General features: G+C 52.0%; 29 protein-coding genes. 17 read left to right on the top strand and 12 right to left on the bottom strand.

The window, feature by feature from the left end:
* Positions 1-24: 24 nt before the first annotated feature.
* From thiM to AC506A_RS24825, 8 genes are all read left to right on the top strand, one after another.
* Entirely contained in the window at positions 25-837 is an 813-nt protein-coding gene (gene thiM / locus AC506A_RS24860; RefSeq protein ID WP_495463688.1) for a hydroxyethylthiazole kinase, read from the top strand.
* The gene (thiD, locus tag AC506A_RS24855) at positions 834-1,646 is read left to right on the top strand and encodes a bifunctional hydroxymethylpyrimidine kinase/phosphomethylpyrimidine kinase (RefSeq protein ID WP_495463687.1); all 813 of its coding nucleotides are present in this window, start codon (positions 834-836) and stop codon (positions 1,644-1,646) included. Before thiM ends, thiD begins: the two co-directional genes overlap by 4 nt.
* Positions 1,643-2,341, top strand: coding sequence for a thiamine phosphate synthase (gene thiE / locus AC506A_RS24850; RefSeq protein WP_495463686.1), 699 nt, complete (start codon positions 1,643-1,645; stop codon positions 2,339-2,341). Before thiD ends, thiE begins: the two co-directional genes overlap by 4 nt.
* A 105-nt stretch (positions 2,342-2,446) precedes the next feature.
* On the top strand, positions 2,447-2,740 hold the full coding sequence (locus tag AC506A_RS24845) for an RNA polymerase alpha subunit C-terminal domain-containing protein (protein WP_495463685.1): 294 nt from the start codon (positions 2,447-2,449) through the stop codon (positions 2,738-2,740).
* Positions 2,741-2,862: 122 nt separating this feature from the next.
* Positions 2,863-3,915 (top strand): hypothetical protein, encoded by a 1,053-nt coding sequence (locus tag AC506A_RS24840; RefSeq protein ID WP_495463684.1) that lies wholly within the window; start codon positions 2,863-2,865, stop codon positions 3,913-3,915.
* A 91-nt stretch (positions 3,916-4,006) separates the two neighbouring features.
* Positions 4,007-4,897 (top strand): LysR family transcriptional regulator, encoded by an 891-nt coding sequence (locus AC506A_RS24835; protein WP_495463774.1) that lies wholly within the window; start codon positions 4,007-4,009, stop codon positions 4,895-4,897.
* A 24-nt stretch (positions 4,898-4,921) separates the two neighbouring features.
* A complete protein-coding gene (locus AC506A_RS24830) occupies positions 4,922-5,044 on the top strand; it encodes a hypothetical protein (protein ID WP_495463683.1) in 123 nt (40 codons plus the stop codon).
* Entirely contained in the window at positions 5,044-5,916 is an 873-nt protein-coding gene (locus tag AC506A_RS24825; protein ID WP_495463682.1) for an aminoglycoside phosphotransferase family protein, read from the top strand. The genes AC506A_RS24830 and AC506A_RS24825 overlap by 1 nt, the downstream gene beginning before the upstream one ends.
* A gap of 65 nt (positions 5,917-5,981) precedes the next feature.
* Here AC506A_RS24825 and AC506A_RS24820 read toward each other — a convergent pair whose 3' ends face one another.
* Positions 5,982-6,512 (bottom strand): SRPBCC domain-containing protein, encoded by a 531-nt coding sequence (locus tag AC506A_RS24820; protein WP_495463681.1) that lies wholly within the window; start codon positions 6,510-6,512, stop codon positions 5,982-5,984.
* Positions 6,513-6,696: 184 nt separating this feature from the next.
* Here AC506A_RS24820 and AC506A_RS24815 point away from each other — a divergent pair, with 184 nt between their 5' ends.
* The 3 genes from AC506A_RS24815 to AC506A_RS24805 are packed head-to-tail and all read left to right on the top strand — an operon-like array spanning position 6,697 to position 7,699.
* A complete protein-coding gene (locus tag AC506A_RS24815; protein WP_495463680.1) occupies positions 6,697-7,185 on the top strand; it encodes a peptide ABC transporter substrate-binding protein in 489 nt (162 codons plus the stop codon).
* Positions 7,173-7,364 carry a hypothetical protein gene (locus tag AC506A_RS24810; RefSeq protein WP_495463679.1) on the top strand — a complete coding sequence of 64 codons (192 nt, stop codon included), beginning with the start codon at positions 7,173-7,175 and terminating at the stop codon, positions 7,362-7,364. The genes AC506A_RS24815 and AC506A_RS24810 overlap by 13 nt, the downstream gene beginning before the upstream one ends.
* Before the next feature lie 50 nt (positions 7,365-7,414).
* Positions 7,415-7,699, top strand: a complete 285-nt coding sequence (locus AC506A_RS24805; RefSeq protein WP_495463678.1) for a hypothetical protein — start codon at positions 7,415-7,417, stop codon at positions 7,697-7,699.
* Positions 7,700-8,142: 443 nt separating this feature from the next.
* On the opposite strand, the gene AC506A_RS24800 is transcribed toward AC506A_RS24805, so the two are convergent.
* Positions 8,143-8,328, bottom strand: a complete 186-nt coding sequence (locus AC506A_RS24800) for a hypothetical protein (protein ID WP_495463677.1) — start codon at positions 8,326-8,328, stop codon at positions 8,143-8,145.
* 122 nt (positions 8,329-8,450) lie between these two features.
* Positions 8,451-9,146, bottom strand: coding sequence for a polysaccharide deacetylase family protein (locus tag AC506A_RS24795; RefSeq protein WP_495463676.1), 696 nt, complete (start codon positions 9,144-9,146; stop codon positions 8,451-8,453).
* A 100-nt stretch (positions 9,147-9,246) separates the two neighbouring features.
* Here AC506A_RS24795 and AC506A_RS24790 point away from each other — a divergent pair, with 100 nt between their 5' ends.
* Together AC506A_RS24790 and AC506A_RS24785 are read left to right on the top strand one after the other, a co-directional pair.
* Positions 9,247-10,989 carry an ABC transporter ATP-binding protein gene (locus AC506A_RS24790; RefSeq protein ID WP_495463675.1) on the top strand — a complete coding sequence of 581 codons (1,743 nt, stop codon included), beginning with the start codon at positions 9,247-9,249 and terminating at the stop codon, positions 10,987-10,989.
* A gap of 82 nt (positions 10,990-11,071) precedes the next feature.
* Positions 11,072-12,898, top strand: a complete 1,827-nt coding sequence (locus AC506A_RS24785; RefSeq protein WP_495463773.1) for an ABC transporter ATP-binding protein — start codon at positions 11,072-11,074, stop codon at positions 12,896-12,898.
* A gap of 65 nt (positions 12,899-12,963) precedes the next feature.
* Here AC506A_RS24785 and gdhA read toward each other — a convergent pair whose 3' ends face one another.
* Positions 12,964-14,337, bottom strand: a complete 1,374-nt coding sequence (gene gdhA / locus AC506A_RS24780) for an NADP-specific glutamate dehydrogenase (protein WP_495463674.1) — start codon at positions 14,335-14,337, stop codon at positions 12,964-12,966.
* A 210-nt stretch (positions 14,338-14,547) separates the two neighbouring features.
* On the opposite strand from gdhA, the gene AC506A_RS24775 reads away from it, so the two are divergent.
* Positions 14,548-14,994, top strand: a complete 447-nt coding sequence (locus tag AC506A_RS24775) for an SRPBCC domain-containing protein (RefSeq protein WP_495463673.1) — start codon at positions 14,548-14,550, stop codon at positions 14,992-14,994.
* Positions 14,995-15,001: 7 nt separating this feature from the next.
* Here the strand turns inward: AC506A_RS24775 and AC506A_RS24770 are convergent, their stop codons facing one another.
* The 4 genes from AC506A_RS24770 to AC506A_RS24755 all read right to left on the bottom strand — a co-directional run bounded on the left by AC506A_RS24770 (position 15,002) and on the right by AC506A_RS24755 (position 17,452).
* On the bottom strand, positions 15,002-15,208 hold the full coding sequence (locus tag AC506A_RS24770; RefSeq protein WP_495463672.1) for a hypothetical protein: 207 nt from the start codon (positions 15,206-15,208) through the stop codon (positions 15,002-15,004).
* Positions 15,209-15,643: 435 nt separating this feature from the next.
* Positions 15,644-15,937 (bottom strand): transporter, encoded by a 294-nt coding sequence (locus tag AC506A_RS24765; protein ID WP_495463671.1) that lies wholly within the window; start codon positions 15,935-15,937, stop codon positions 15,644-15,646.
* 50 nt (positions 15,938-15,987) lie between these two features.
* Positions 15,988-16,320 (bottom strand): hypothetical protein, encoded by a 333-nt coding sequence (locus tag AC506A_RS24760; RefSeq protein ID WP_495463670.1) that lies wholly within the window; start codon positions 16,318-16,320, stop codon positions 15,988-15,990.
* A gap of 148 nt (positions 16,321-16,468) precedes the next feature.
* On the bottom strand, positions 16,469-17,452 hold the full coding sequence (locus AC506A_RS24755; protein ID WP_495463669.1) for a diaminopimelate dehydrogenase: 984 nt from the start codon (positions 17,450-17,452) through the stop codon (positions 16,469-16,471).
* Positions 17,453-17,718: 266 nt separating this feature from the next.
* Between AC506A_RS24755 and AC506A_RS24750 the strand changes: the two genes are divergently transcribed.
* Positions 17,719-18,681 (top strand): D-2-hydroxyacid dehydrogenase, encoded by a 963-nt coding sequence (locus tag AC506A_RS24750; protein WP_495463668.1) that lies wholly within the window; start codon positions 17,719-17,721, stop codon positions 18,679-18,681.
* Between the two features lie 38 nt (positions 18,682-18,719).
* Here the strand turns inward: AC506A_RS24750 and AC506A_RS24745 are convergent, their stop codons facing one another.
* Complete coding sequence (locus AC506A_RS24745; RefSeq protein ID WP_495463667.1) at positions 18,720-19,388, bottom strand: phytanoyl-CoA dioxygenase family protein; 669 nt, start codon at positions 19,386-19,388, stop codon at positions 18,720-18,722.
* 111 nt (positions 19,389-19,499) lie between these two features.
* Here AC506A_RS24745 and AC506A_RS24740 point away from each other — a divergent pair, with 111 nt between their 5' ends.
* Both AC506A_RS24740 and AC506A_RS24735 read left to right on the top strand, forming a co-directional pair.
* Positions 19,500-20,117, top strand: coding sequence for a DUF8426 domain-containing protein (locus AC506A_RS24740; RefSeq protein WP_495463666.1), 618 nt, complete (start codon positions 19,500-19,502; stop codon positions 20,115-20,117).
* A gap of 31 nt (positions 20,118-20,148) precedes the next feature.
* Positions 20,149-20,598 carry a YdeI/OmpD-associated family protein gene (locus AC506A_RS24735; protein WP_495463665.1) on the top strand — a complete coding sequence of 150 codons (450 nt, stop codon included), beginning with the start codon at positions 20,149-20,151 and terminating at the stop codon, positions 20,596-20,598.
* A 29-nt stretch (positions 20,599-20,627) separates the two neighbouring features.
* Here the strand turns inward: AC506A_RS24735 and AC506A_RS24730 are convergent, their stop codons facing one another.
* The 3 genes from AC506A_RS24730 to AC506A_RS24720 form a co-directional block, all read right to left on the bottom strand.
* Positions 20,628-21,554 carry a sigma-70 family RNA polymerase sigma factor gene (locus AC506A_RS24730; protein ID WP_495463664.1) on the bottom strand — a complete coding sequence of 309 codons (927 nt, stop codon included), beginning with the start codon at positions 21,552-21,554 and terminating at the stop codon, positions 20,628-20,630.
* A 90-nt stretch (positions 21,555-21,644) separates the two neighbouring features.
* Positions 21,645-22,100 carry a carboxymuconolactone decarboxylase family protein gene (locus tag AC506A_RS24725; protein WP_495463663.1) on the bottom strand — a complete coding sequence of 152 codons (456 nt, stop codon included), beginning with the start codon at positions 22,098-22,100 and terminating at the stop codon, positions 21,645-21,647.
* Between the two features lie 425 nt (positions 22,101-22,525).
* Positions 22,526-23,914, bottom strand: a complete 1,389-nt coding sequence (locus AC506A_RS24720; RefSeq protein ID WP_495463662.1) for a glycosyl hydrolase — start codon at positions 23,912-23,914, stop codon at positions 22,526-22,528.
* Between the last annotated feature and the right edge of the window lie 133 nt (positions 23,915-24,047).

The following is a 24,047-nucleotide window of genomic DNA, read 5'->3' as shown; positions in this document are numbered from 1 at the left end:
AAGAATGAAGAGGTGGCCGAGGCTATGAACATTCAAACAATAGCGAGCAAGCTGACACAAGTAAGGGAAACGAACCCGTTGATTCACAATATTACGAACGTCGTCGTCACGAATTTCACTGCGAACGGACTGCTGGCATTGGGAGCCTCCCCGGTTATGGCGTATGCCAAACAAGAAGTTGCGGATATCGCCAAAATCTCCGGAGCGCTCGTACTGAACATTGGAACGCTGAATGAAACGGAAATTGAAGCGATGAAGCTGGCAGGAAGTTCAGCCAATGCGCATGGTGTTCCGGTCGTGCTGGATCCGGTTGGAGCGGGAGCTTCAGCTTATCGTACAGATACAGCCAGAGGATTGCTCGCAGACGTGAAAATCAGCATTCTTCGGGGCAATGCAGCCGAAATCGCGAACGTTGTCGGCCGCGAATGGTCGATTAAAGGCGTTGATGCTGGCACAAGCGGCGGGGATGTCGTGGAGTTGGCTAAGCATGCGGCCCTGCAGCTCGGTACAGTCGTCGTTATTACCGGTGAGGCGGACATCGTCTCTGACGGAACGAGAACGTTTGCGGTGCGCAATGGAGATGCGATTCTAACACGCGTTACCGGAACGGGCTGTCTGTTGACGTCGGTTATCGGCGCATTCGCGGCGGTAGAGAGCGATCTGATCGTCGCTTCCGTAGCTGCATTGGCGGCATACGGCGTAGCTGCTGAGCTTGCAGTTGTTAAGGCGGCTGGACAAGGACCTGGTAGCTTCCAAATCGCATTCCTCGATCAATTATCGAATGTAACCGCAGCGGATATCGAGAAGCTTGGCCGAGTGGAGCGGATTGACCAATGAGTATAGCGAGAGCATTAACAATTGCTGGTTCAGATAGCGGCGGCGGCGCCGGTATTCAAGCGGATTTGAAAACATTTCAAGAGCTTCGCGTGTATGGGATGTCGGCTATTACGGCCGTAACGTCGCAGAATACGCTAGGCGTGCGGGGGATTTATCCGCTGACGGCTGAAGCTGTTCGATCGCAGATTGAGGCCATTGGCGACGATCTCGGAACGGATGCGGTTAAGACGGGTATGCTGTTCAACGATGAAATTATCGTCGCTGTTGCCGATGAAATCCGCCGCTACGGCTGGAGCAAGGTCGTCGTAGATCCGGTCATGATCGCGAAGGGCGGAGCTTCGCTGCTGCTCGATCAAGCGGTTCGCGCCATGAAGGAAACGCTTCTTCCGCTAGCGTGGGTCGTCACGCCTAATGTACCGGAAGCGGAGGCGCTGACGGGCATGACGATCTCTGGCATTGATGCGCGAAAAGAAGCGGCCAAACGGTTGGCTGACTTCGGTGCGAAGCATGTCGTGCTCAAAGGCGGCCATGATCTGACCGATGATGGGCAGGCGATCGATATTCTCTATGATGGACGGGACTTCTACGAGTTTCGCAGCCAGCGGAGAGAAACGCGTCATACGCATGGTACGGGCTGCACGTTCGCTTCCGCGATTACGGCTGAGCTTGCCAAAGGCCGCGACGTGCCTGAAGCTGTCGAGGTCGCCAAAGCATTCATCCAGGCGGCGATCGAGTTTCCGCTAGGTCTTGGACAAGGACACGGGCCGACCAATCACTGGGCGTACCGCGATCAGGAGAGCGGACGATGAGCGCAGGGGTATGGCAGGATGATGCCACTCGTGAGGCGCTGAGGCTTTATTTCATCATGGGGAGCAACAACTGTTTGCCGGGAGTGGATCCTGTGCAGGTGTTGAGCGAGGCGATCAAGGGCGGCGTCTCGATGTTTCAGTTCCGCGAGAAGGGCAGCGGCGCGCTTGTTGGCGATGCCCGATTTGAGCTCGCTTGGCGCCTTCGGAAGCTGTGCCGCGAGCATCGCATTCCATTCATCGTCAACGACGATGTAGCGCTGGCCTTGGAAGTAGACGCGGACGGCATTCATGTCGGCCAAGAAGACGAGGCGGCATCGACCGTACGCCGATTGATCGGCGATAAGCTGCTTGGTGTCTCCGCCTATGACGTGCAGGAGGCGGAAGCCGCAATTCGTTGCGGCGCGGACTACCTAGGCATTGGCCCGCTGTTCTCCACTCGCACGAAGGAGGATGCTAAGGACGCCTCTGGTCTCAGCGTGCTCACGCAGATGCGGGAAATGGGCATGCGCCTTCCGCTTGTCGGCATCGGCGGAATTACGGAATCGAATGCGGCTGAGGTCATTCAAGCAGGTGCCGATGGCATCTCTCTCATCTCCGCGATTTCGTTGGTCGAGGATCCATTCGCCACATCCCGGCAGCTGCGTCAGGTTGTTGATGCTGCGGTTACCGAACGCGAACGATCCGCAAGCGAATAAATCGTGAAATCATAACAGAGAAAGACCGAAGGCGGAAATACCCGGTCCTTTTGCGGTACAATAAAGAAAAAACGACAGATTCTCGAGAGAGGGTGGCATCTAAACATGGCAACGACGGAGAAGACGTTAAGAACCTGCCGCAAAGGGCATAAGTATTATAAAAGCAGCGATTGTCCGACCTGCCCAACTTGTGAGCAAGAAAAGAAGCCGGAAAGCGGATTTCTATCGCAGCTATCAGCCCCAGCAAGGCGAGCATTAGAGAATAACGGAATAACGACGTTAGAGCAGCTGTCCAATTATAGCGAAGCGGATATTTTGAAATATCACGGAATGGGACCCGGTTCAATGCCGAAGCTGAGAGCGGCTTTAGAGGCAAACGGGTTATCTTTTCGGCAGTAAGTATGCGTACAGAGCAGGGGGGAGTTTACCGCCGTGGCTCTGTATTTTTTTATATACGGCAGGTAATTTGGATAATAATGGTGAATAATCTCTGTAAGAAATTGCGGAGGTGGTGCTGCCAAATGCAGGATGATGCGATTGTTCTCCCGAGTGGTGTTGTAAAGGTAGAGAATTATAAGTTTAGCGGCCTTGATGCTTCACTAGTCGGTGCGATGAAGTCCGTTGCGGACTATTATCAGCTTCCTCTAACGGTTTCATGGATCTATGGCATGACAGGCATTGCCTTCCTGCATATACTTGATGAGAATATGTGCGAACCGAATGGCGGACCGCCTCAGCCAGAGGTGTTTCAGCTTGCCCGTAATATCGGCTTGGGCATTGAGGGCCTGCATATACATGCAGAAGGCGAAACCTTTACACGTTTACAGGCTGAGGCTTGGGAGAAAGCGAAAGAGGCTATTAACGCAGGGCAGCCTGTTTTTGCAAAAAACATCGATATCGGCAACCAATCGTCGGTCATCTACGCGTACGATAACCAGGGGTACTACACCTACACGTGGCATACGGGGTATGAGCATAGTGAAGATGTAATTCCGTGGAACCGACTGGGGTTCAGTCAATGCCCGTGCATCAATTGCGTCAATGATCGTACGTCATCCGATACGCAAACCGACCCATCCAGCGGACTGATTTCCCTGCACTGGGCGAGGCCTATTCCGGCTCTGCAAGAGGATCGGACTGCATTGAAAGAGGCACTGGGCTTCGTCATTCGGTTACATGATCGGGGGACATATCAAGAGTCGGGAAAAACATATGACGTCGGTTCTCGCGCCTATGAGCGTTGGTTAACGGCTTTGGATAACCATAAGCTGGATAAGTATTTCTTCAGTCTATTCGTCGAAATCTTGAATGAAGCCAGGCATCATGCGGCCCAGTTTCTATCTGAAATCAGAGAGAACGTGACGAATGTCAATCTTGGGTTACTGGATGAGCTCGTTCATGCCTATAACGAAATCGCGGCGAAATGCAAGGTTCTAAAGGACATGTATCCATATTCGGAACCGCGCCGGCAAGAACTGAAACAGAGTGAACAGTGCGCCGTGCTCCTAAGAGAGCTTCAGGCATTAGAGGTGAACGCCTTGAACACGCTGCGCGAGTTCCATTCGAATTTATAAGCAGAAAATGGCTCATAGTCGTATGGATTGCCGTAACTGCGAGATCATGATAAAGTAGCGGGAACTTCTTATAGGAATGGAGTCGGTACCGGTGGAACTGACGTACTTGAAGACTTTTCGCGAGGTGGCCAAGTGTGGGAGCTACACGCGAGCCGCGGAATCACTGGGATACGCCCAGTCGAGCATCACGTCACAGATCCAAAAGCTGGAGGAATCTTACGGAGCGGTCCTCTTGGAGCGCTTCGGAAGAGGCATGAAGCTGACGATGGCGGGTGAATCGCTCCTGCAATACGCCAACGATATTTACAGGCTGCATGAAGAGTCCAAAGAAGTTGTGGCCAAGCAAGCCAAAGGGACTCTCTCGATTGGAACAATTGAGACATTGGCCGCCTTTTACCTCCCGCCGCATCTTCAGGCCTATCGCCGTGAGTATCCGGACGTTAACATTGTCATTAAGCCGGCTAATGAGCCGTTTATTATCGAATCGGTCAAAGAAGGAGAGCTCGACGTCGGGATCATTCTGGATCCTCCGTTCACGGACCCGGAGCTTCACAGCAGCATCCTGCGAGAAGAAACTTTGGTCATTATCGCAAGCACCGAGCATCGGTTAAATGGACGAGGCGAGGTCCATGTCGAGGATTTGGAGAACGAGTCCCTCATTCTGACGGAAGATGGCTGCACGTACCGAGCTATGCTGCTCAAGGTGTTGAAGGGCAATCAAGTGAGCTTCAGTCTCTCCTACGAGTTTGGCAATTTGGAAGCCATCAAGCAGTGTGTAATCTACGGTCTGGGGATCGCCTTAGTGCCTCAGATTACAGTGGCCGAGGAAGTCCGCAAAGGCCAGCTTATCGCGATTCCTTTTGCCCACCCGGACTGCAGGTTCTATACGCAATTGATTTACTCAAAGAAGAAATGGAAGTCGAAAGCGTTCAACGGCTTCGTGGAATTGCTCGGCGGCGGTGCTAATTATCGAAATGAGTGATGTATGGTAGCGGAGGCAATCAAAATGATGAATCAAACACGCAGATCCCGCGTTCTGGAGATCCCTGCCGCATCGCCGGAGGACACTCATCGTTACCCGGCGGCATCGAATATATTGGCGTTTCGGATTCGTCTAGGAGGTTACTAATGATGGAGATCAACACGGAACTAGTGAGTAAACTTATTAAAGGGCAATTCCCGCAATGGGCGGACTTGCCGATCTATCCGGTTGCCAGCAGCGGCCATGATAATCGGACCTTCCACTTAGGCGCTGCGATGAGCGTCAGGCTGCCAAGTCATGAGCCGTATGCGGCTCAGGTTGAGAAGGAACTATTCTGGCTGCCGAAGCTTAGACCGCATCTTTCTTTGCCTATACAAGCTCCAATAGCTAAAGGGAATCCTGCGGAAGGATATATGTGGCCGTGGTCCGTCAATCAATGGATTGAAGGGGAGACCGTAAGCCAAGCTGCAATAGACGATTTGAATCAACTAGCCGCAGATTTAGCTGCTTTCCTAAAGGAGCTTCAAGCCATTCCGGCATCGGATGGGCCTCCTCCGGGAGCACATAATTTCCATCGTGGCGGTTCGCTTGCTGTCTATCATGAGGAAACGAAGAGTACACTCGAGCATTTGAAATCAGCCTTTGAAACTCGTGTATTCCACGACATGTGGGACCTGGCACTTCAGTCGCAATGGACGGGAAGGCCGGTTTGGGTGCATGGCGATATCGCACCAGGCAACCTCTTGGTGGAGGATGGTCGGCTCAGCGGCGTGATCGACTTCGGTATACTGGGCGTGGGTGATCCAGCCTGTGATTATGCGATGGCATGGACATTCTTTGATCAGGAAAGCAGGAAGATATTCTTGCGGGAGCTTGGCTGCGACGAAGGAACACGTCACCGGGCGTGCGGCTGGGCATTATGGAAAGCGCTCATCACTTACTATGGGCACGATAAAGAGTCTGCCGCTGCAGGAGAAGCTAAACGAATCCTAGCTATTATTAGGAGCGAGTACGAGTAGAAATCATACAAAAAGGCCGTGAAAGCCACCTGATAAGGTGACTGCCACGGCCTTGTTTCTGTCGTTTACAAGCTTGCCAAGTAAGCGTCGAGCTGGTCGAAGGTGCCGCCGAACCCTTGGTTCATGGATTCGAACATGCCTCTGTAGAATGCGTGCTCCGCATCGTTAGCATTGTGAGGGCCACCCTCCAGTTTAAGGGTAGTTTGGCCGTCTTGTTCCGTAAACGTAACGATATTCAAGATTTCCAGCGGGAAATCCGCTGCGAACGGAGGGCGCTCTGTGCCGCCTTCAGGATTAGAGAACGAGTTGAGCCAGACGAGCTTCTCCGGTGCCACGATTTCTTGATAAACGAATTTACCCCACATGGTTTGTCCATCGGGAGCGCTCATGGTGTAGTGGAAGATCCCACCGGGACGCAGATCAAGCTTCACCACTTCAAGACTGAGACCTTTCGGTCCCCACCAGTGCTTCAGATGCTCGGCTTCCGTAAATACTTTAAAAACCAGTTCGCGTGGCGCGTTGAAGGTACGGGAAATGACTAATTTCCCATCCTCCATGCTTGTTACATTGGCTTTTACTGCTTGGTTATCGGTCATTATGATTCCTCCAGAGTTAAGTTCTTGTTTTGAATATACCTTATTAGGAATATTCCTGTCAAGGAATATTTAAATACAGAACAAACCACCCGCAAGGACGGATTGTATAACTTACCCCGGCAACAAATTTACTATTCACACCGTCTTGTATAGCAATAAGGTCGGAATGGATGTGAGGCGCAGTATGCTTTTCAAAAAAATGATGTGGGTATCCTTATGTGCGGTCATGTTGCTATTGAGTGCATGCGGGGAGAAATCTGAGGTCGGAGCTATGGACTTAGGCGAACTGTACGGCTTGGCTTTAGATGCCTATATGCCGGTTGATAAAGGTTTGAATAGTGACATGGAGTACATTGCGATTGATATGAGCAATTTAAAGGACCTCGATGCTGCAGATAAACAGCAGATTCTGGAGCATTTCAAGTCCTACAAGGTTGAAGTGATGGAAGCGACCTATGAGCAGTTGAAGGCCAAAGGGTTATATAACCCGGATACGCTTTCGCTTGACGGCGTGCTGTTGAAAGTCGATAAAACGGAAGTTTCCGTTAAGCAGCTTATTGTAGAGGGCTCCAAGTATCGTTCTGGTGACGGGGCCATAGGCATGCGAGTTGTCGTGGAATGGAAAGACGGCAAATGGCAAGTTGAGAAGGCAGACATGACATGGATAAGCTAGTTCAGCAGGTCGACATGGAGGAGACTCCGTGTCGACTTTTTTTGACAAATAAAGAAGGACTGCAGCCGCCGCTTTTGCCCGTGTCGCTCGTTCATTTCAAGGATTTCTATTTCCGTCCGTTCGACGAGCCGCCGGGCGGGGGCAGGAAGCTTAATTGGGCCGAGCCCATATGCGATTAGGGAGTCATCTGCTATGATAGTTGCAAAACAACAGTCGGGGTGATGGTTCCATGTTCGGCAATAAGAATTCCAAACAAACAACCGAGCCGGTTGCAACGGAGACAGCCCGGGTATTGCCGGTATACACCGTTCATTCGCTGCCCCAGCCTTATGAAGTGCTCTGCACCGTTTACTCCGGCAGGATTAGTAACAGCTCGCCCGTTAATATGCTGCAGCAGCTCGGTCGCGCCGGCGGGGCAGTTGCTACGTGTGATGCGGTCATCGGCATTCTGCTCACGCCCGGTCTGGCGGCTGGGTCATTGAACGCTTACGGCACAGCCATTCGTTATTTGTAAGTTGGAAAAGGACCGAGCGGCCGCTCGGTCCTTCGTGTGTTGAGAAACCTACGTTTGATCTCACTTCTGTTCTTTAGCTTCCGGCGCGGCACGAGAGCAAACTTCTTTATGTCCTATACGCCCGTGATGGGCGGATCTTTGTCGCATTTTAAACTCTAACGGTTGTGACAGTGGTTATTTGGCATAAATAGCCCCTTTTTATATGCTAACGGTTGTCAGCGAGCTTATTTGAACGTTTTCTATTGGGAATCGACCCATTTGCTCCAAATAACGTCTGTCACAACCGTTAGCCTTTCAAAAAGGCTTATAATCATCAAATAGCCACGCTGACAACCGTTAAAGTTTTGTTCATGAAGCATAGGCACAAAAGTGGCTGTCTAGACTTTCTCGGACAGCCTGAGGACCAAGCGGCTGCTCGGTCCTTTTTGATTGAATAGTGATGATCATCCCACCGCAGCAAGGATGCCCCGGACATACTGTTTCGTCCAGCTTTTCAGTGCCCAAACTATGCGATTACGGTCCTTATCCATCTTAATCAGATCCTTCACGTAACCGCCGCCGAACACGATAGCGCCGCGGAGTGAAGCAGCACTAATGGACGCTTCCGCAATACATTTCGCATCTCCCAAAGGTCTACCGCCGCTATATGCTGCACAAAGTGCAACATTTTAGTTAGGTGTTTCTTGCTCCGCGGCCCGTTAAAGGCGAGCCAAGATGCAGGCCTGGATACAAGCTGGGATACAAGCCCTTACTATTTCAGCTTCAGCAGATCGCTAACCGTAACAAAGGAATACCCTTGCTCCGTCAACGCCTGCAGAATTTCATCGATCGCGGTGATCTCGTTCTGATCATACATGGGATGAAGAAGCAGAATGTCCCCCGGCTTCGCTTGCTCGTTGACATAACGTACCTTATCGGCAGTCGTTGAATAATACGTATCCGGCTCCAGGTTCCAAGTGATCGTTTTCATATGATGCTTCTTCAAGTAATAAGGCAGTCCAACCAGCTTCTTGCCGTAGGGCGGGCGAAAAAGAATTTCTCCCTCGTAGCCGGTTTGGCGGATTAGCGTATTTGTCTTTTCGATTTCGTCCCGGATATAAGAAGGAGATTTAAAGACCATCCTGTCATGCGAATAGGTGTGATTCCCGATTTCATGTCCAGTCTCTGCTATCTGGCGTCCTTCCTCCGGGTTCTGCGCAAGCTCACCGCCAATGAGGAAGAAGGTGGCCTTTGCTTTGTATTTGTCCAGAAGCGGCAGAATCTGATCGACGTTGCCGGTGGGCCCGTCATCAAAGGTGAGGGCGATGACTTTCTGATTCGTTTCCACCTGGTTGGTGATGCCTCCGAATACTTGAAAGGTTCGCGAGTTCATCCATTTAAGCGTACCGAATAGAATCAGAATAAGGAGTACAAGGACTGCAGCGCTAATGATTAATTTTTTCTTCATAGAAGGTATCCCCTTGATTAGTTTTCGTTAACTGGGTTCCATTAGCAGGGTAATAGTCGTTACAATAAAAGGAAGACAAACTGTAAGGGAGTCCTGAACGTTGAGCTTTCTAAAGCCTTATTTTCGCCAATTTGGAAAACCGTTTGCCGCAGCGATTCTGTTCCTGATGCTTGAAGCGTTATGTGATCTCATGCAGCCCACGCTCATGTCGCGCATTATTGACGTTGGTGTTGCGAACAGGGAACTCGATTATGTCTTCCGTTTCGGCGGCTACATGCTGCTCATAACGGCTATTGGTGCGGCAGGGGCGACCATGCGCAACATTATCTCCAGCCATGTCTCCTTGAATTTCGGCACACGACTGCGGTCGGACCTGTTCCGCCAGATTCAGACGTTATCGTTTGACAGCATCGACAAATTCGATCGTGCCTCTCTAGTAACAAGGCTGACGAACGATGTGACCCAAATTCAGAACTTCACCAACGGGCTCATGCGTATCTTTGTCAAAGCACCGCTTATTTGCATCGGCAGTCTCATTATGGCGATTCGATTGAATCCGCCGCTTTCGGTTGTATTGGCTGTTGTCATTCCATTCGTGGCGCTGCTCATTGTGATCAATATGCGCATTGGTTTTCCGTTGTTTGCAGGCGTTCAGCGAGCGCTCGATCGCGTAAATGGCGTGTCACGCGAATATTTATCCGGGGTTCGTGTTGTCAAAGCCTTTAACCGGGTCGATTATGAGACGGACAAGTTCGGCATGGTCAATGATACCTATCGGGAAGCGTCCTCGCGCGCGATGCGCTTAATGTCGATCTTCAGCCCAAGCATCATGTTGACCGTGAACCTTGGTATTACCGCGGTTATTTGGATCGGCGGCGTTCGGGTTGACGGCGGCCATATGCAGGTTGGCCATATTATTGCATTTATCAACTATATGACGCAAATTCTGTTCTCTTTGTTGATGATATCAAGTGTGTTCACCATGTTCGTAAGAGCAAAAGCGTCGGCAGAGCGGATCGGCGAGGTATTCGCGGAGAAGGATTCCATGACGGTGAGAGATGGGGGACAGGGGCAGCGTGCTTCCGGGCAATCCGGCAGCGGGAGCATTTCGTTCAAAGGGGTGTCTTTCTCGTATGCCAAGTCGGAGACTGTGCTTCGCAATATTACGCTGGACTGCCGGCCAGGAGAGACGATCGGGATTATCGGTTCAACAGGCTCGGGCAAGAGCTCGCTCGTTAACCTCATTCCCCGGTTCTACGATGCCTCCTCGGGAACGGTGGAAGTGGACGGGCAGGATGTACGAAACATCGAATTGAAGTCGCTTCGGGAGAAAATAGCCATTGTGCCGCAGAAAGCCGTGCTGTTTACCGGCTCCATTCGGGAGAACCTGCTATGGGGCAAGGAAGAAGCTACCCACGCGCAGGTCGAGCTGGCAGCGCGGATGGCGCAGGCGCATGACTTCATTATGGATTGTCCCGAAGGCTACGATACGCTGCTCGGTCAAGGCGGGGTAAATCTCTCCGGCGGTCAGAAGCAGCGGGTTTCCATTGCAAGGGCGCTCATTCGCCAGCCGTCGATCCTGATTCTGGACGATTGCACGAGCGCTGTGGATACGTCGACGGAATCACGTATTAAGGAAGCGCTGCGGGAATATGCACAAGGCTTAACCTGTATTCTAATCGCTCAGCGCATGTCCTCTGTCATGGATGCGGACCGTATTATCGTGCTCGACAATGGGGAGATCGTTGGCTCCGGGCGGCACGAAGAGCTGATGCTAAGCTGCGCGGCGTATCAGGAAATATATCGGTCGCAGACCGGCAAGGAGGCGCGTGCCAATGTCTGAACGGAATAACCGACCCGAAGGAGGTACTCCGGCGCAGGGTCAACCTCAATCGCAGGCGCAAGCGCAGGGTTCGCCGCCGCCCATGCCTGCCGTGAATGTCCCGGGCCGAGGCGGTTTGATGGGCCGGGGGCCGGTTGTGAAACCGAAGAATTTGAAGGCGACTCTGGGTCGGCTGTGGTCGTATTTTGGCAAGGAAAGAAAGCTTCTGGCTATCATTTTCGTCATCGTACTGATCGATGCCCTCATTACGCTTTCTGGTCCCTACCTCATCGGCGTGGCGATCGATGCCATGTCCGTAGAGAACGATGGCAGCCCTGTCGATTTCGGACTGCTTCAGATTGCCCTCATTGCGCTTGTCTCTTCTTACATCGCAGATGGCGGTCTGACCTTCCTGCAAGGGTGGCTGATGGCCGGTGTATCGCAGCGTATCGTTGGGCGGATGCGGACCTCCTTATTCGCGAAGCTGCACAAGCTGCCGATTCGCTTCTTCGATACGCGGACGCACGGGGAATTGATGAGCCGGATGTCCAATGATATCGACAATGTGAGCAATACCGTCGCGCAGTCGGCTATTCAAGTGATGACGGGATCGGTAGCGATTACAGGCGCGCTCGTGATGATGCTGGTGCTCAGCCCCGTGCTGACGCTGGCGAGCTTGATCACGGTACCGGCCGTATTCCTGCTGACGCGCACGATTGCCCGTGCTACAGGGCCTTTGTTTAAGCAGCAGCAGAACAAGCTCGGCAAGCTGAACGGCCATATTGAAGAAACGATCTCGGGCATCGAGATCGTGAAGGCGTTTAACCGCGAAGACAAGGTTATCGATGACTTCGAGGTCGTTAATGAAGAGCTGCGTGAGATTGGGATTAAGGCGCAGATCCGTTCAGGTTTCCTCATGCCGATTATGAACGTCATCAACAACGTCGGTTTCGCGGCCGTTGCCATTGTAGGCGGGATGCTGGCGGTGAATGGGCATATTACAGTCGGCGTAATCGCCAGCTTCCTCAGCTATTCCCGTCAATTTGTGCGGCCGCTCATCGAGCTTGCGAATCTGTTCAACGTGCTGCAGTCAGGCGTTGCGGGGGCGGAGCGGGTATTCGAGGTGCTCGATGAAGAGGAGGAGCCGGCCGATCGTCCGGGGGCGAAGACGTTCGTCAATCCGCGCGGACATGTCGTCTTCGACAATGTGTCCTTCGATTACCGTGCTGATGTGCCGATTCTGAAGGGAATCAGCTTTGATTCCGCAGAGGGCACAAGCACGGCGCTTATTGGTCCAACTGGCGCAGGAAAAACAACAATTGTGAACCTGTTAAATCGGTTTTACGATGTGACAGGCGGTTCCATCCGTATCGATGGACGCGACATCCGTGATTACACGAAGGATAGCCTTCGGCAGGCATTCGGCATTGTGCTGCAGGATACCTATCTATTCTCCGGGACGATCCGGGAAAATATCAAGTACGGCATGCCAAGTGCAACGGACGAGCAAATGGAACGTGCGGCAGAGCTGGCGAATGCCGCTTCCTTCATCCGCAGACTTCCAGAGCGGTATGATACGGTGCTCGCCGAGAACGGCGGTAACCTAAGCCAAGGCCAGCGGCAGTTGCTTGCCATCGCAAGGGTCATTCTGGCTGATCCGCCGATTCTTATACTCGACGAGGCGACAAGCAGCATCGACACCCGGACAGAGCTGCATATCCAAGATGCGCTGCGAGGTGTGCTGCATGGTCGCACCAGCTTCTTGATTGCCCATCGGCTCAATACGATTCGTGACGCCGATACGATCATGGTCATCGACCGCGGGGCTATCATGGAGAAGGGTTCACATGAAGAGCTCCTTCAGAAGCAAGGCGTGTATGCCAATATGTTTAAGAACCAATTCGGAGCCGTTCTGGGCGAAGAAGGGTAGCATCAAGCAGAAAAAGGCCGGGAAACAGCTCATTTGAGCGGTCTCCCGGCCTTTGCATGTTATGCTTAAACGACGCCTTGCGCGATCATGGAGTCGGCTACTTTAATAAATCCAGCAATATTCGCACCATAGACCAGATTGCCGGCATGCCCGTAATCTGCAGCTGCTTTGATGCTGTTAGCATAGATATTTTTCATAATATCATGTAGTTTGGCGTCTACTTCTTCGAAGGTCCATGACAGTCGCATGCTGTTTTGCGCCATTTCGAGTGCAGATACAGCCACTCCGCCCGCGTTTGCAGCCTTGGCAGGCCCAAACAGTACGTCGTTATTCAGAAACACGTCAATGGCTTCCAAAGTTGACGGCATGTTAGCCCCTTCACCAATCGCCTTTACCCCGCCATCTACTAACAGCTGTGCAGACGCCGCGTCGATCTCATTCTGAGTTGCGCATGGCAGCGCAATGTCGCATGGAATGGACCAAATACCGTCGCAGCCAGGCGTGTAGGTAGCATGTGAATGGATTTTCACGTATTCACTAATGCGTTTGCGATCTAGTTCCTTCAATTGCTTGACCGTATCCAGGTTGATTCCTTGTGGGTCGTAGATATAACCGTTGGAGTCACTGCATGCAACCACTTTAGCACCAAGCTGTTGTGCCTTCTCAATCGCATAGATGGAGACGTTACCCGAACCGGATACGACAACCGTGCTGCCTTCGAAGCTCAAGTTTTTGCTTGCAAGCATCTCGTTCACGAAATAAACGCAGCCATAGCCGGTCGCTTCCTTGCGTGCAAGACTGCCGCCATAGACAACGCCTTTCCCCGTCAGAACACCTGCCTCGTTGCCGCCGCGAATACGTTTGTACTGCCCGAACATATAGCCGATTTCCCGTGCTCCCACGCCGATATCGCCTGCAGGAACATCGACCTCAGGTCCAATGTATTTATAGAGCTCCGTCATGAAGCTTTGCGTGAAGCGCATAATTTCATGGTCTGACTTGCCTTTCGGATCGAAATCCGATCCGCCTTTGCCGCCGCCAATCGGCTGGCCGGTGAGGCTGTTCTTGAAGGTCTGCTCGAAGCCCAGAAATTTAATGATGCTTGCATTTACAGACGGATGGAACCGAAGTCCGCCTTTATACGGACCTAGTGCGCTGTTGAACTGAACACGGAATCCGCGGTTCACATGCACCTTTCCCTTGTCATCCACCCAAGGCACTCGGAAGGATACGACACGCTCCGGCTCAGCAATTCGCTCCAAAATGCTATTCTGCTGATACTCCGGATGCTGGGCTAGTACAGGGACGAGGGAGTCCAGAATTTCCTTCACAGCTTGGTGGAATTCAGGCTCGTGATGGTTACGTTGAACAATTGTTTCGTATACGGATTGAACATATTCTTTTGCGGTTGTCTGTTGATCAGGTATAACGGTTATCAATTTTACCAACGCTCCTTTAGATGATGGTTGTTGCGGTTTGCATTTTTCTACTCAAAGTTTGTATTTTTATACATTGTAAGCGCGTGGTTGTTATAATACCAATTAATTAATCTTTGCGGGGTGATAGAATACATTTATAGACTAAATGTGAGAAAACTTGCCATCTAGGTGATGGCAAGTTAGGATAATAGCGATAAGGAGCGTGTTATTATGGCCAATATAGAAGCAGTATGTACGATTTGGGTGGCGGCTTCGCAGGAGCGGGTATGGTCTGCGGTAACAGCAGCGGAGGAGATTTCGTTATGGTATTCCCCAGGCTCCCCTTGGGAGATTCCGCATCTGCGGGAGGGAGATTATATATGGTTCCATCATTCCCCGAATGCCTATCACACGGGCGCCGAAGTCGTGACGATGAGAGCAGCAATCGTAACCGTTAATCCTCCGCTTCGGTTTTCCCTGCGGTGGGAGTTGGAGGCTGCACCTGAGCATGAAATGATAACGACTTTTATCCTCGCAGAGGAGAACGGCGGCACGCGCGTGACGATCACGGAGTCTGGTTATGAATCGCAGGAACAGGCAAGGCCGACCGAACAAGGGTATTCGATGTCACTGGAAAACTTGAAAGCCCATCTGGATGGAAAGCGTTTGCCCTATTAGGCGATCGCTATCTTTTGCGCGGCCGCGGATTCCTCAAGGAACGGCGGATGAGGAGCGGACCAACCGCGCTTCCCACCATTGCTGCATAGAAGGAATGGAGCGGCAGTTTAATTAAATAGTACAATACGGTACCTCCAATGATATCAATCACGACAAACTTCTTAATTTCCGACATCGGAACGACCACGACTATAAACTCTTGCTTACTCCCCATTCCATATATCCCTGCTTTCGTCGTAACAATCTCCACTTGAAATTGTATTTGCAGCGAGCTTGTCAGATTCCATGCGAATGAAAAACCCGGCAAGTCCCGCAGAGTTAGATGCTCACGAGCGCTAACGAATCCTACAGGTCTTATATCAACAAATTGAAGGGGATTGTAATTCTAACGAATCCTACAGGCCTTATTCGGTGTCAAAAGGTCCATTCTCGCTCGATTCCCTCACAATAAGGCTCCTACGATTTGTTAGATCTGATAAATGGCTATTTTTGCAGGAATAAGACTCTCAGGATTCGCTAGCGCAAAAAGAGATGTCCCTCGGCCATGGCCAGCATGACAGAGAGACATCTCGCTTTATTACCTCTCGGAAAAGTTGGAGCTTCTCCTCCAAGGGGAATTCTGGAGGCTTAGCTTAACAGGCGTTATCAATTAAACGCAGGCAAAAGCATCGATTCGATTAAGGTCGAATCCGGAGAACATCCAGAAGAAGCCGTTCCAGCGGAATCCGGAGACCGACGTCCGACCGAGGAAGACGGGGTAGAACCAGAAGCCGGCTCCATTGCGCGGCCAAATATAGGTTTGGCGGAACAGGCAGCGGGAGATTGCTCCCGGATCAATGGCAAGCATCGATGAAGTCATAGGTCTTGGAGGAACCATTTGCGGCGGCGGTGAACCTGGGGGCTGCTGCATACCTTGAGGTCCGACCGGTGGCATAAAAGCCATGCTTATCACTCCTTTGTAGTAAATGTAAATGTAACGGGTCCACTACATGCTTAAAGCAGCGAGATGGCAAGAAGATTAAACAGAACGAGCGGCAGGATAACGTTATTGTAGGTCTGTTGTGGCGGAAAACCAGGTCCAGGGAAGAACCCGCGATGGGCGCCTTCATTCGACAGGCAAATGTAGAGAATGCTCTTGTCGCAATGGACGATATGTCCTTCGAAAACATCGCCGTCCATCGTTTCGACCTTAACCATCCGATTGGCATGATTCGTGCACAGCTGATGAAGATGGTCCTGAACGGATCGCAGCGTATGATAAACTTTGGAGTCGCACTGATAGATCGGCTTTAGTTCCTGTTGCACGGACTGATTTTGCGAGCTCATGATTGATAACCTCCATTGTAAACATGGATTATCCTATGCAGAGGCCCAGTTTGGCGTTACGGGGAGTGGGGCGGTGGAGAAACGAAAGAAGTTGTTTTTGTCAAATAAAAAAGCTTGCCATGAGTGTCATGGCAAGCTTGAATTTCGATTAGAGCAGCTCGCGGCGAAGCTGTTCAGCTGATTTTGGGGATAGGTAGCCGATCGGAAGGTCGAAAATCGTCTTCGCACCTTTGCTGCCCTCTTGGCTCATACGGTAGCCCGCTCTTGCGCAGGCAACCAGGACGCTTGCCGTGAACTCGGGATTGCTCTCGAGCGTTAGGCCAAACTCGATGATTTGTTTGGTGCCGGCTCCGGTAATACCGCTGCGAATGACGAAACCGCCATGCGGCATGCCTTGGTGCTCCGCTTGCAGCTGTTCTTCGCTAATAAACGTAACGGTCGTGTTGTAATCCGAGAAATAGTTCGGCATGTTCACAATTGTTTGTGTAATTTCTTCTTTATTCGCGCCTTCTTCAGCGACGACGAAACATTCACGCAAATGTTTGTCACGAGTTGCGAGCTCCGGTGTTTCACCCGAGCGGATTTGATCAATGACTTCTTGCACCGGCACGGTATATTGAACGCCTGCTTTAACACCGGGTACACGGCGGATGGCATCGGAGTGGCCTTGGCTCACGCCTTTGCCCCAGAACGTAAAGTCTTTACCTTCAGGCAGAATAGCTTCTGCAAGCAGGCGGTTAAGGGAGAACAGACCCGGATCCCAGCCTGTCGAAATAATGCTAAGTGTACCGGCTTGCTGCGCGGCAGCGTTGACCTTGTCGAAGAATTCCGGAATTTTGGCATGGGTATCGAAGCTGTCTACGGTGTTGAACATGCTTGCAATAACAGGCGTTTGCTCAGGTAGGTCAGTAGCCGACCCTCCGCACAGGATCATAACATCGATAATGCCTTTGTATTGCTCTGCTGCCGAAATATGTTCGAAGCGGACGCCTTCTCCGCCGGTCATTTGCTCAGGCTGTCTGCGGGTAAAGATCGCGGTAAGCTCCATATCGGGATTTTGAGCGATCGCTTTCTGGGTGCCTCTGCCGAGGTTTCCGTAACCTACAATACCAATTTTGATTGTTTTACTCACTTCAAATTCCTCCTATTATGGGTTATTCTGCATGTGTGAATGATCTTTATTAAGTATAAAGATATTACATGGAATGTAAACTATTTATTTTTGGAAATGCAGAAATTGGCATGTTAGGATTCTTTTACTTGCCCTACTGACAGCGCTTGATATTCCCACAAGATACGCTGTACCTCTTTTTAACAGATTTAGTAGTTACAACTATGCCCAATAATGGTACGGTTAAAACTGGAAACGGGATAACCAACAAGGAGGAGTTGCACCTCATGATAACGATACTTTGTTTACAAGAGCTTACTTCGGAACAGCAGAAAGCGGTGCGCCATGCAGCGCCTGATGCATCGATTATTTTCGGCGGCGGGAAGTCTGGCGTGGTCGATCAAGATTTTCGCGAAGCGGAGATTATTCTCGGGTGGGATAAGAGGGTCAAAGAAATTGCGCTGCAGGAGGGTACTAAGCTGCGCTGGGTGCAGAGCTGGTCGTCCGGGATCGACAGCTTGCCGCTGGACCTGCTGGAGGAGCGCGGCATCCTGCTGACGGATGCCAGCGGTGTGCATGCCAGGTCGGTATCCGAGACGGCCGTCGCCATGATGCTTGGGCTGTCACGCGGTATTGCAGCAGCCGTTCGCAATCAGCGGACAGGCTTATGGGAAAGTCCGGAGACGCTTGCCGAGATGAACGGAGGCACGGTTGCGATTGTCGGGGCAGGCGAAATTGGCCGCGAGGTGGCGCGGATTGCCCGTGCGTTCGATATGCGCGTCATTGCCGTTCGCCGTTCGGGCGGATCGATGCCGGAAGCGGATGTTGTGTACGATACGTCACGTCTTGACGATGCGCTGCGGGAAGCCGATTATGTCGTTAACATTCTGCCTCTTACGGGCGAGACTCAGCATCTGTTTCATGCGGAGCGTTTCGCTGTGATGAAGCAGACGGCTTATTTTATCAACGTTGGGCGCGGGGCGACAGTACGGACGGAAGATCTCGTGGAGGCGCTGGATAAGGGGATTATCGCGGGTGCAGGACTTGATGTATTCGAACAGGAGCCGCTGCCCGCTGATCATCCACTTTGGGCAATGCCGAACGTGATTCTCACGCCGCATAATGCCGGTGGTCTGACCGTCCGTAACGGGGGGCGGCTCGTTCACTTGTTCCTATCGAATATGGAGCTGTATGTGTCCGGGAATGCTGCTAATCTACGTAATTTGGTCGATTATAAGAAGAGGTATTAGCGAACGCAACGAATGATCCGCAGCGGAGGCGTCAAGCGTTAATTCAGCGCAAAGGCGGCTTTGGCCCACGGATATTCGGGATCAGGTTGTGTACCGTCTTTGTAGGTGGAGATTAAGGCCCAGCGGTCTGCACCGGATGAATTGGAATAGGAGGCATGCAGCAGCAGGTCGTGGAATACGATGGCGTCTCCCTTGGAGGCTGAGAAATCAACAATCTGCGATGCGTCGATCTGTTCTTCCTTTAACCGATAGATGAATCCGTTGTTATCCGCTGCTTCACCATCATGGCTGACTGTCGAGCGATGGGAACCGGGAAGAACTCTCAGACAGCCGTTAGACGGAGTGGCATCGTCAAGCGCAATCCAAACCGAGAACTTGTGACTGCCGTGCCAGTAAGAGTAGTCTTGGTGCCAGGGTGAGCCGAAGCCCGTGCTCGCATTCTTGAAGACCACCTTGTCGTTCATGAATAGGACGGAATCGCCGATGATAGCTTTCAATACGTTGGTCAGCTCAGGTGTCCGTGCAGCCTCCTTGAACAATTCGCTTTCGGCTGCTAATCCGAGAAAAACACCGCTTTTATCCACATCATGTCTAGCTAAAATCTCGGCTGCTTCCGCCTTTAAGGCTTGCACCTCTTCTTGCGAATAGAGCTGTTTCAGGATGATATAGCCTTGCCGATCGAACTCTTCCTTCATGGCTGCTGTCATGCTCATTGCCTCCTAATCGATATGATGCGGATGAATGGCAAACCGTGCTAAAGGGCGTTATAGTATGAATGGTAAAGCAACTGGATAATGGTGTAAAGGGGCGATACCGACATGCAGTTGTTTCGGATGCAGGTGGAGTCGGAAGGCAAGAACGGATTATCGGAATTTGTGGAAAATCATTATATAAGCTGCGGCAGACCGGGTATCGGAGACATGAGCCAATTAACCAAGGCAGAGCTGGAAGAGTCACTAGCTGCTGCAGGTTATGGGCTTAATGGGCCAGAGCTGGAACGCGAAGTACAGGCGCATTACAGTTTCGCGTATGTGATGCAGGACGGCGATTACATTATCGTGGGCGATGGCGATCGCATGTATCTTGGCGATCTTGGCGATTATTATTATCTCGATGACTTCGATAACGCGCAGGATCAGAGCGGGCATCGGCGAGGCGTGACGTGGCTGCGAAGTTTGAACAGCGAAGAGCTGCATCCGGAGCTGATCGTTTTTCTGGAGCAGGACGGGAAGCTTGGCATGTTCGGACGTCCGGTTAGCCGGGAGCAGCTGGATCAGTTGGTGAGCAGACAAGCGCCAGCCGGAACGAGGCTGGTCGACGAAGCGACGATTCTGGAAGCGCTCGAGATTCTGAAAGCCGCGATGCGAAGCGAGGATGTAGAGCGGCGAGAACAGGCTGCAATCGCGATATTGCAGGCAGCGAGAATGGAACGGTAGACGATCAAAGAAAAGTAAGGAGGCGAAGGGTATGAAATTTCGAACCGTAGTCGAGCTAGGCGGCAAGACCGCAACCGGCTTTGAGGTGCCGAGCGATGCTGTAGCGTCACTTGGGACGGGCAAGAAGCCAGCCGTAAAGGTGAAGATTGGCTCTCATACGTACCGCAGCACGGTTGCTGTATATGGCGGACGCTTCATGCTCCCGCTCAGTGCGGAGAATCGCCAAGGTGCCGGCGTTGCTGCAGGCGAAGAGATCGAGGTAGAGCTCGAGCTGGATACCGAGCCTCGGGAGCTTGAGGTGCCTGAAGATTTATCTGATGCACTCAGCGGAGTACCGGCATCCCAAACCTTCTTCGACGGGTTGTCATACAGTAATAAGCGTAGAATTGTACTATCCATTGACGGCGCGAAGACGGCCGAGACCAGGCAGCGGCGCGTAGAGAAAGCCGTGCAAGCGTTAAGCGAGAGCCGCATTCCATAATATACGAACAGAGCTGCCGGGGCATGACCTCAGCAGCTCTTTGTCTGATCAGACTCGCCGCTAGTTCGGGTAAGCTTCTCGGGGTTTGAAATCATATAAACAGCTCGGATGGCGCTGAAATCCTCATTCGGCTCGAGCACGAATGCAATCGGCGGCTTCTGCTCCCGCTGCAGAAGCAGTCCCTGCTGGCCGCTGATCGATACACGGAGGAGCTTCCCGTTAAGGGAGCCTTTACCCGCAATACCCTCAAAGAAAGCAACGATGCGGCTGCGGCCCAGAATAGGTTTGATGGCTGCGCGAACGATGCCGCCGCCATCGCTGAGCATGACCGCATCTTCGGTCAGCAGGTGAAGGAAGCTCTCCAGGCTTCCGGTATGGATTGCTTGTGTGAACGATTGGACGAAACGTTCGATGGAGGTATCCACGATAGGCTCATTGTCCGTGCGCGACAAGTGGCCGATCTTCGCGGAGGCGCGGCTGAAGATTTTGCGGCAGGCGGCTTCGGTCTTATCCAGCATGGCCGAGATATCGGCGTAATCGTAGCCGAACGATTCGCGCAGCACGAAGACAGCACGCTCTTGAGGCGTGCAGGTCTGTAACAGAACGAGCATGGCATAGCCGAGCTGCTCATGCTGGATTACTCGCGCGAGCGGCAGATCCTCCGCAGGTCCAAACGCGATGACAGGCTCCGGCAGCCAATGGCCGGTGTAGCTCTCACGGTTGCGCGGCGCTGCCTTCATCACGTTGAGTACGCGGTTTGTAACCATTTTGACCAGGTAGGCTCTTGGGTGCGACATCTCAATCTTACCGAGTCTGCTAATCGTGACGAACACATCCTGGACGGCGTCCTCGGCTTCGCTCATCGAACCGAGCATCCGATAAGCAATGGAGGTAAGCAGCGTCTTATGCTCGCGATATAACTGTTCCACTTCCAACGTGTCATCGATTGACGTCAAGGCGTATCCACCTCCGATTCTAGATGCATTTTATCAAGAGAAGAGCATGAAAGAAAGCCACCCGGCCGGGTGGCTTGTCAGTACATTCACTTATTTCGCATTTGCATAGCAGTCAGGGAACATGCCTGTGGCTATCGCGATGCGGTTCCAGCCGTTGATGGCATTGATGGCGAGGAGCAGGGCAACAAACTCGCTTTCGTCGAAATGTTTGCGGGCTTCGTCGTATACGCTCTGCGGCACGCCGCCTTCGGAGATCAGCGTCACCGCTTCGGTCAATGCGAGTGCAGCGCGTTCCTTCTCCGTAAATTGCGGGGATTCACGCCATACAACGATCAGGTTCAGCCGGCGCTCGCTTTCACCCATGTTCCGCAAATCGGTTGTGTGCATATCCACGCAGAACGCACAGCCGTTGATTTGGGAAGCCCGGATTTTGACGAGCTCATAGAGCACCTTGTCTGCAATTAATTCCTTTGCCGTTCCATCTAGTTTACGCATCGCTTGGTAGGCAGCTGGGTTAGCTTGGGACGCGTTCATTCGTAAGTTCATATCGATTCCTCCAATGAGTCTCATTTGTCGTTCACACCTAATAAGACAATTGAAGTTCTGTTTCTGTGACAGCTTGCGTGCCGCGAAAATCTAACGAACCGTACGGGCGTTATTTGGCTGAATTTCGGGGCTCCGAGAATCTAACGAACCGTAGAGGCGTTATTGGGGGATAATCGGCTCCAAACGACTCCAAAACCGTCAAATAGTGCTCTTACGGTTCGTTAGAATTTTTCCGGCGCCATGAATGGGCAAATAAGCGCCTTGCGGTTCGTTAGCGCATTCCTGAAAAGAAAAGATCGCCAACCACCTGTTTGATCAAGGAGGTTAAGGCGATCTTGTTGGTTGAAGTGCCCCAAACAGGGACCTTGGCTATAGCTTGAGCTCCGAGCAGGCTCGGAGTCGTATTTTCCAGCTATGATACTGCCCTAGGCTTGTCCGATATTTCTCCAGTTTGGAAGTCGGTCAAGCGTAATGCAGTTCGGGTGGTGATAGACTTTCTTCAACTGCTCATCGGTCGTTGAATGGCCATCGAGCACAAAGCCTTCGCCCCATGTCATGTACCACAGCCAAGGTGTACGGCTCGCGAGGAGCTGATCCGGATCAGGAATCGATCCGTTCTCGCCAAGCGCAATGAGCTTCTTGCCTCCGGCCAGCGCATCCACTTGCTCGAACGGCTTGCGCAGCGGGCCGTAATTGGCAGATGGCGCATAAATGTCGCAGCTGTCAATGTCGGTTTCGCCCTCGCCCGGATACCACTCGTCCACATGAGAATTCCATACCCAGATCAAGTTATGTAGCTGGTGCAAGTTCGTCAGACGGTCATACAGCAATCGCCATAGCTGCTTGCATGGCTCGGCACCGAATGCGCCCCACCAGAACCAAGCGCCGTCTGCTTCGTGCAATGGCCGCCATAGCACAGGTACGTTCGCATCCTGCAGCTTCTTCAATTGCTCTGCAATGGCATCGATATCGGCGAGCAGCAGTTGATGCTCTTTCGAATCAGACATCAAAGCGAGTGGAAGATTAAAGTCGGTGTTCTTCGTGTAGAACGTTTTGTCCGTGCCGCCTGTAGGCGCAAACCAGTGCCAGGTCAAGGTGACGATCCCATTGTGAACGGTCGTCCACTCGATCGCGGACTCAATAGAGCCTTTGTTCTCTGCGATTTCCAGCAGCTTATGCGGGGTTGGATCTGCTGTCTCAGTTGCATGTGTATAGCTGAGCAGGTCAAACCCGCGGATGGCAGGCTGTTTGCCGGTTACGCGCTCGATATAAGTGAACTCCTTCACGGGCGTAAACCCGGAAGCGGTATGTTGGCCTGTAATGAGGCTGCTGCCAAACTGGCTGTTCAAGTAGTTCCACAGCGACACGGTTTCCGCCGTGGCCTTGGGGTTGATCAGTTGGCGCGGCGTACGGCTAAGCTCGGGCTTGTCCACGGCGGATAACAAGAAGCAATCGACTTCTACACCGCTGTCCCATGCTTTGAGCAAGGCAAGCGTATGCAAGCCGGCCGTTAGAAAAACGCTGCATTGATGCTCCGTTATAAATCCGCCTGTCGGACGCGATCTTACGTAACCGTAGCAGTTGCCGTCGACGAGAAGCGCGTTGGACCGATAGCCGTCCGGTACTGCATAGCGGACGCTTAGCTCATAGAAGCCTTCCTCCTGAATCTGTACATCCACTTCAAGCCTATCTCCATCGTTGCTGGTGCCATTCACATAACCGGCTCCGCCATAACCCGGCGTCTCTTGTGCAACCGCAACGCCTTGCAAACGGCCTTCTTCGGCCTGAACGATAATCGAGCTGCCTGTTTTCATTGAAATAGTTCCCCCATTTGCTTTGAATTGATCATTGTTCTCTCACTATATATGAAATTTCAGATCGTTTGAATGTACATATTTCAAATGGAGGCAATGCCAGGTAAGGCACCCCAAAGCCGCTTCGGACATA

The organism is Paenibacillus sp. N22P23, assembly GCF_059383735.1.
This window is presented reverse-complemented; position numbering and strand designations above follow the sequence as displayed.

Coding starts and splice junctions, on each gene's coding strand:
- thiM (WP_495463688.1), top strand. CDS start 25: ATGAACATTCAAACAATAGCGAGCAAGCTGACACAAGTAAGGGAAACG.
- thiD (WP_495463687.1), top strand. CDS start 834: ATGAGTATAGCGAGAGCATTAACAATTGCTGGTTCAGATAGCGGCGGC.
- thiE (WP_495463686.1), top strand. CDS start 1,643: ATGAGCGCAGGGGTATGGCAGGATGATGCCACTCGTGAGGCGCTGAGG.
- AC506A_RS24845 (WP_495463685.1), top strand. CDS start 2,447: ATGGCAACGACGGAGAAGACGTTAAGAACCTGCCGCAAAGGGCATAAG.
- AC506A_RS24840 (WP_495463684.1), top strand. CDS start 2,863: ATGCAGGATGATGCGATTGTTCTCCCGAGTGGTGTTGTAAAGGTAGAG.
- AC506A_RS24830 (WP_495463683.1), top strand. CDS start 4,922: ATGATGAATCAAACACGCAGATCCCGCGTTCTGGAGATCCCTGCCGCA.
- AC506A_RS24825 (WP_495463682.1), top strand. CDS start 5,044: ATGATGGAGATCAACACGGAACTAGTGAGTAAACTTATTAAAGGGCAA.
- AC506A_RS24820 (WP_495463681.1), bottom strand. CDS start 6,512: ATGACCGATAACCAAGCAGTAAAAGCCAATGTAACAAGCATGGAGGAT.
- AC506A_RS24815 (WP_495463680.1), top strand. CDS start 6,697: ATGCTTTTCAAAAAAATGATGTGGGTATCCTTATGTGCGGTCATGTTG.
- AC506A_RS24810 (WP_495463679.1), top strand. CDS start 7,173: ATGGATAAGCTAGTTCAGCAGGTCGACATGGAGGAGACTCCGTGTCGA.
- AC506A_RS24805 (WP_495463678.1), top strand. CDS start 7,415: ATGTTCGGCAATAAGAATTCCAAACAAACAACCGAGCCGGTTGCAACG.
- AC506A_RS24795 (WP_495463676.1), bottom strand. CDS start 9,146: ATGAAGAAAAAATTAATCATTAGCGCTGCAGTCCTTGTACTCCTTATT.
- AC506A_RS24785 (WP_495463773.1), top strand. CDS start 11,072: ATGCCTGCCGTGAATGTCCCGGGCCGAGGCGGTTTGATGGGCCGGGGG.
- AC506A_RS24775 (WP_495463673.1), top strand. CDS start 14,548: ATGGCCAATATAGAAGCAGTATGTACGATTTGGGTGGCGGCTTCGCAG.
- AC506A_RS24770 (WP_495463672.1), bottom strand. CDS start 15,208: ATGGGGAGTAAGCAAGAGTTTATAGTCGTGGTCGTTCCGATGTCGGAA.
- AC506A_RS24765 (WP_495463671.1), bottom strand. CDS start 15,937: ATGGCTTTTATGCCACCGGTCGGACCTCAAGGTATGCAGCAGCCCCCA.
- AC506A_RS24760 (WP_495463670.1), bottom strand. CDS start 16,320: ATGAGCTCGCAAAATCAGTCCGTGCAACAGGAACTAAAGCCGATCTAT.
- AC506A_RS24750 (WP_495463668.1), top strand. CDS start 17,719: ATGATAACGATACTTTGTTTACAAGAGCTTACTTCGGAACAGCAGAAA.
- AC506A_RS24745 (WP_495463667.1), bottom strand. CDS start 19,388: ATGACAGCAGCCATGAAGGAAGAGTTCGATCGGCAAGGCTATATCATC.
- AC506A_RS24740 (WP_495463666.1), top strand. CDS start 19,500: ATGCAGTTGTTTCGGATGCAGGTGGAGTCGGAAGGCAAGAACGGATTA.
- AC506A_RS24735 (WP_495463665.1), top strand. CDS start 20,149: ATGAAATTTCGAACCGTAGTCGAGCTAGGCGGCAAGACCGCAACCGGC.
- AC506A_RS24725 (WP_495463663.1), bottom strand. CDS start 22,100: ATGAACTTACGAATGAACGCGTCCCAAGCTAACCCAGCTGCCTACCAA.
- AC506A_RS24720 (WP_495463662.1), bottom strand. CDS start 23,914: ATGAAAACAGGCAGCTCGATTATCGTTCAGGCCGAAGAAGGCCGTTTG.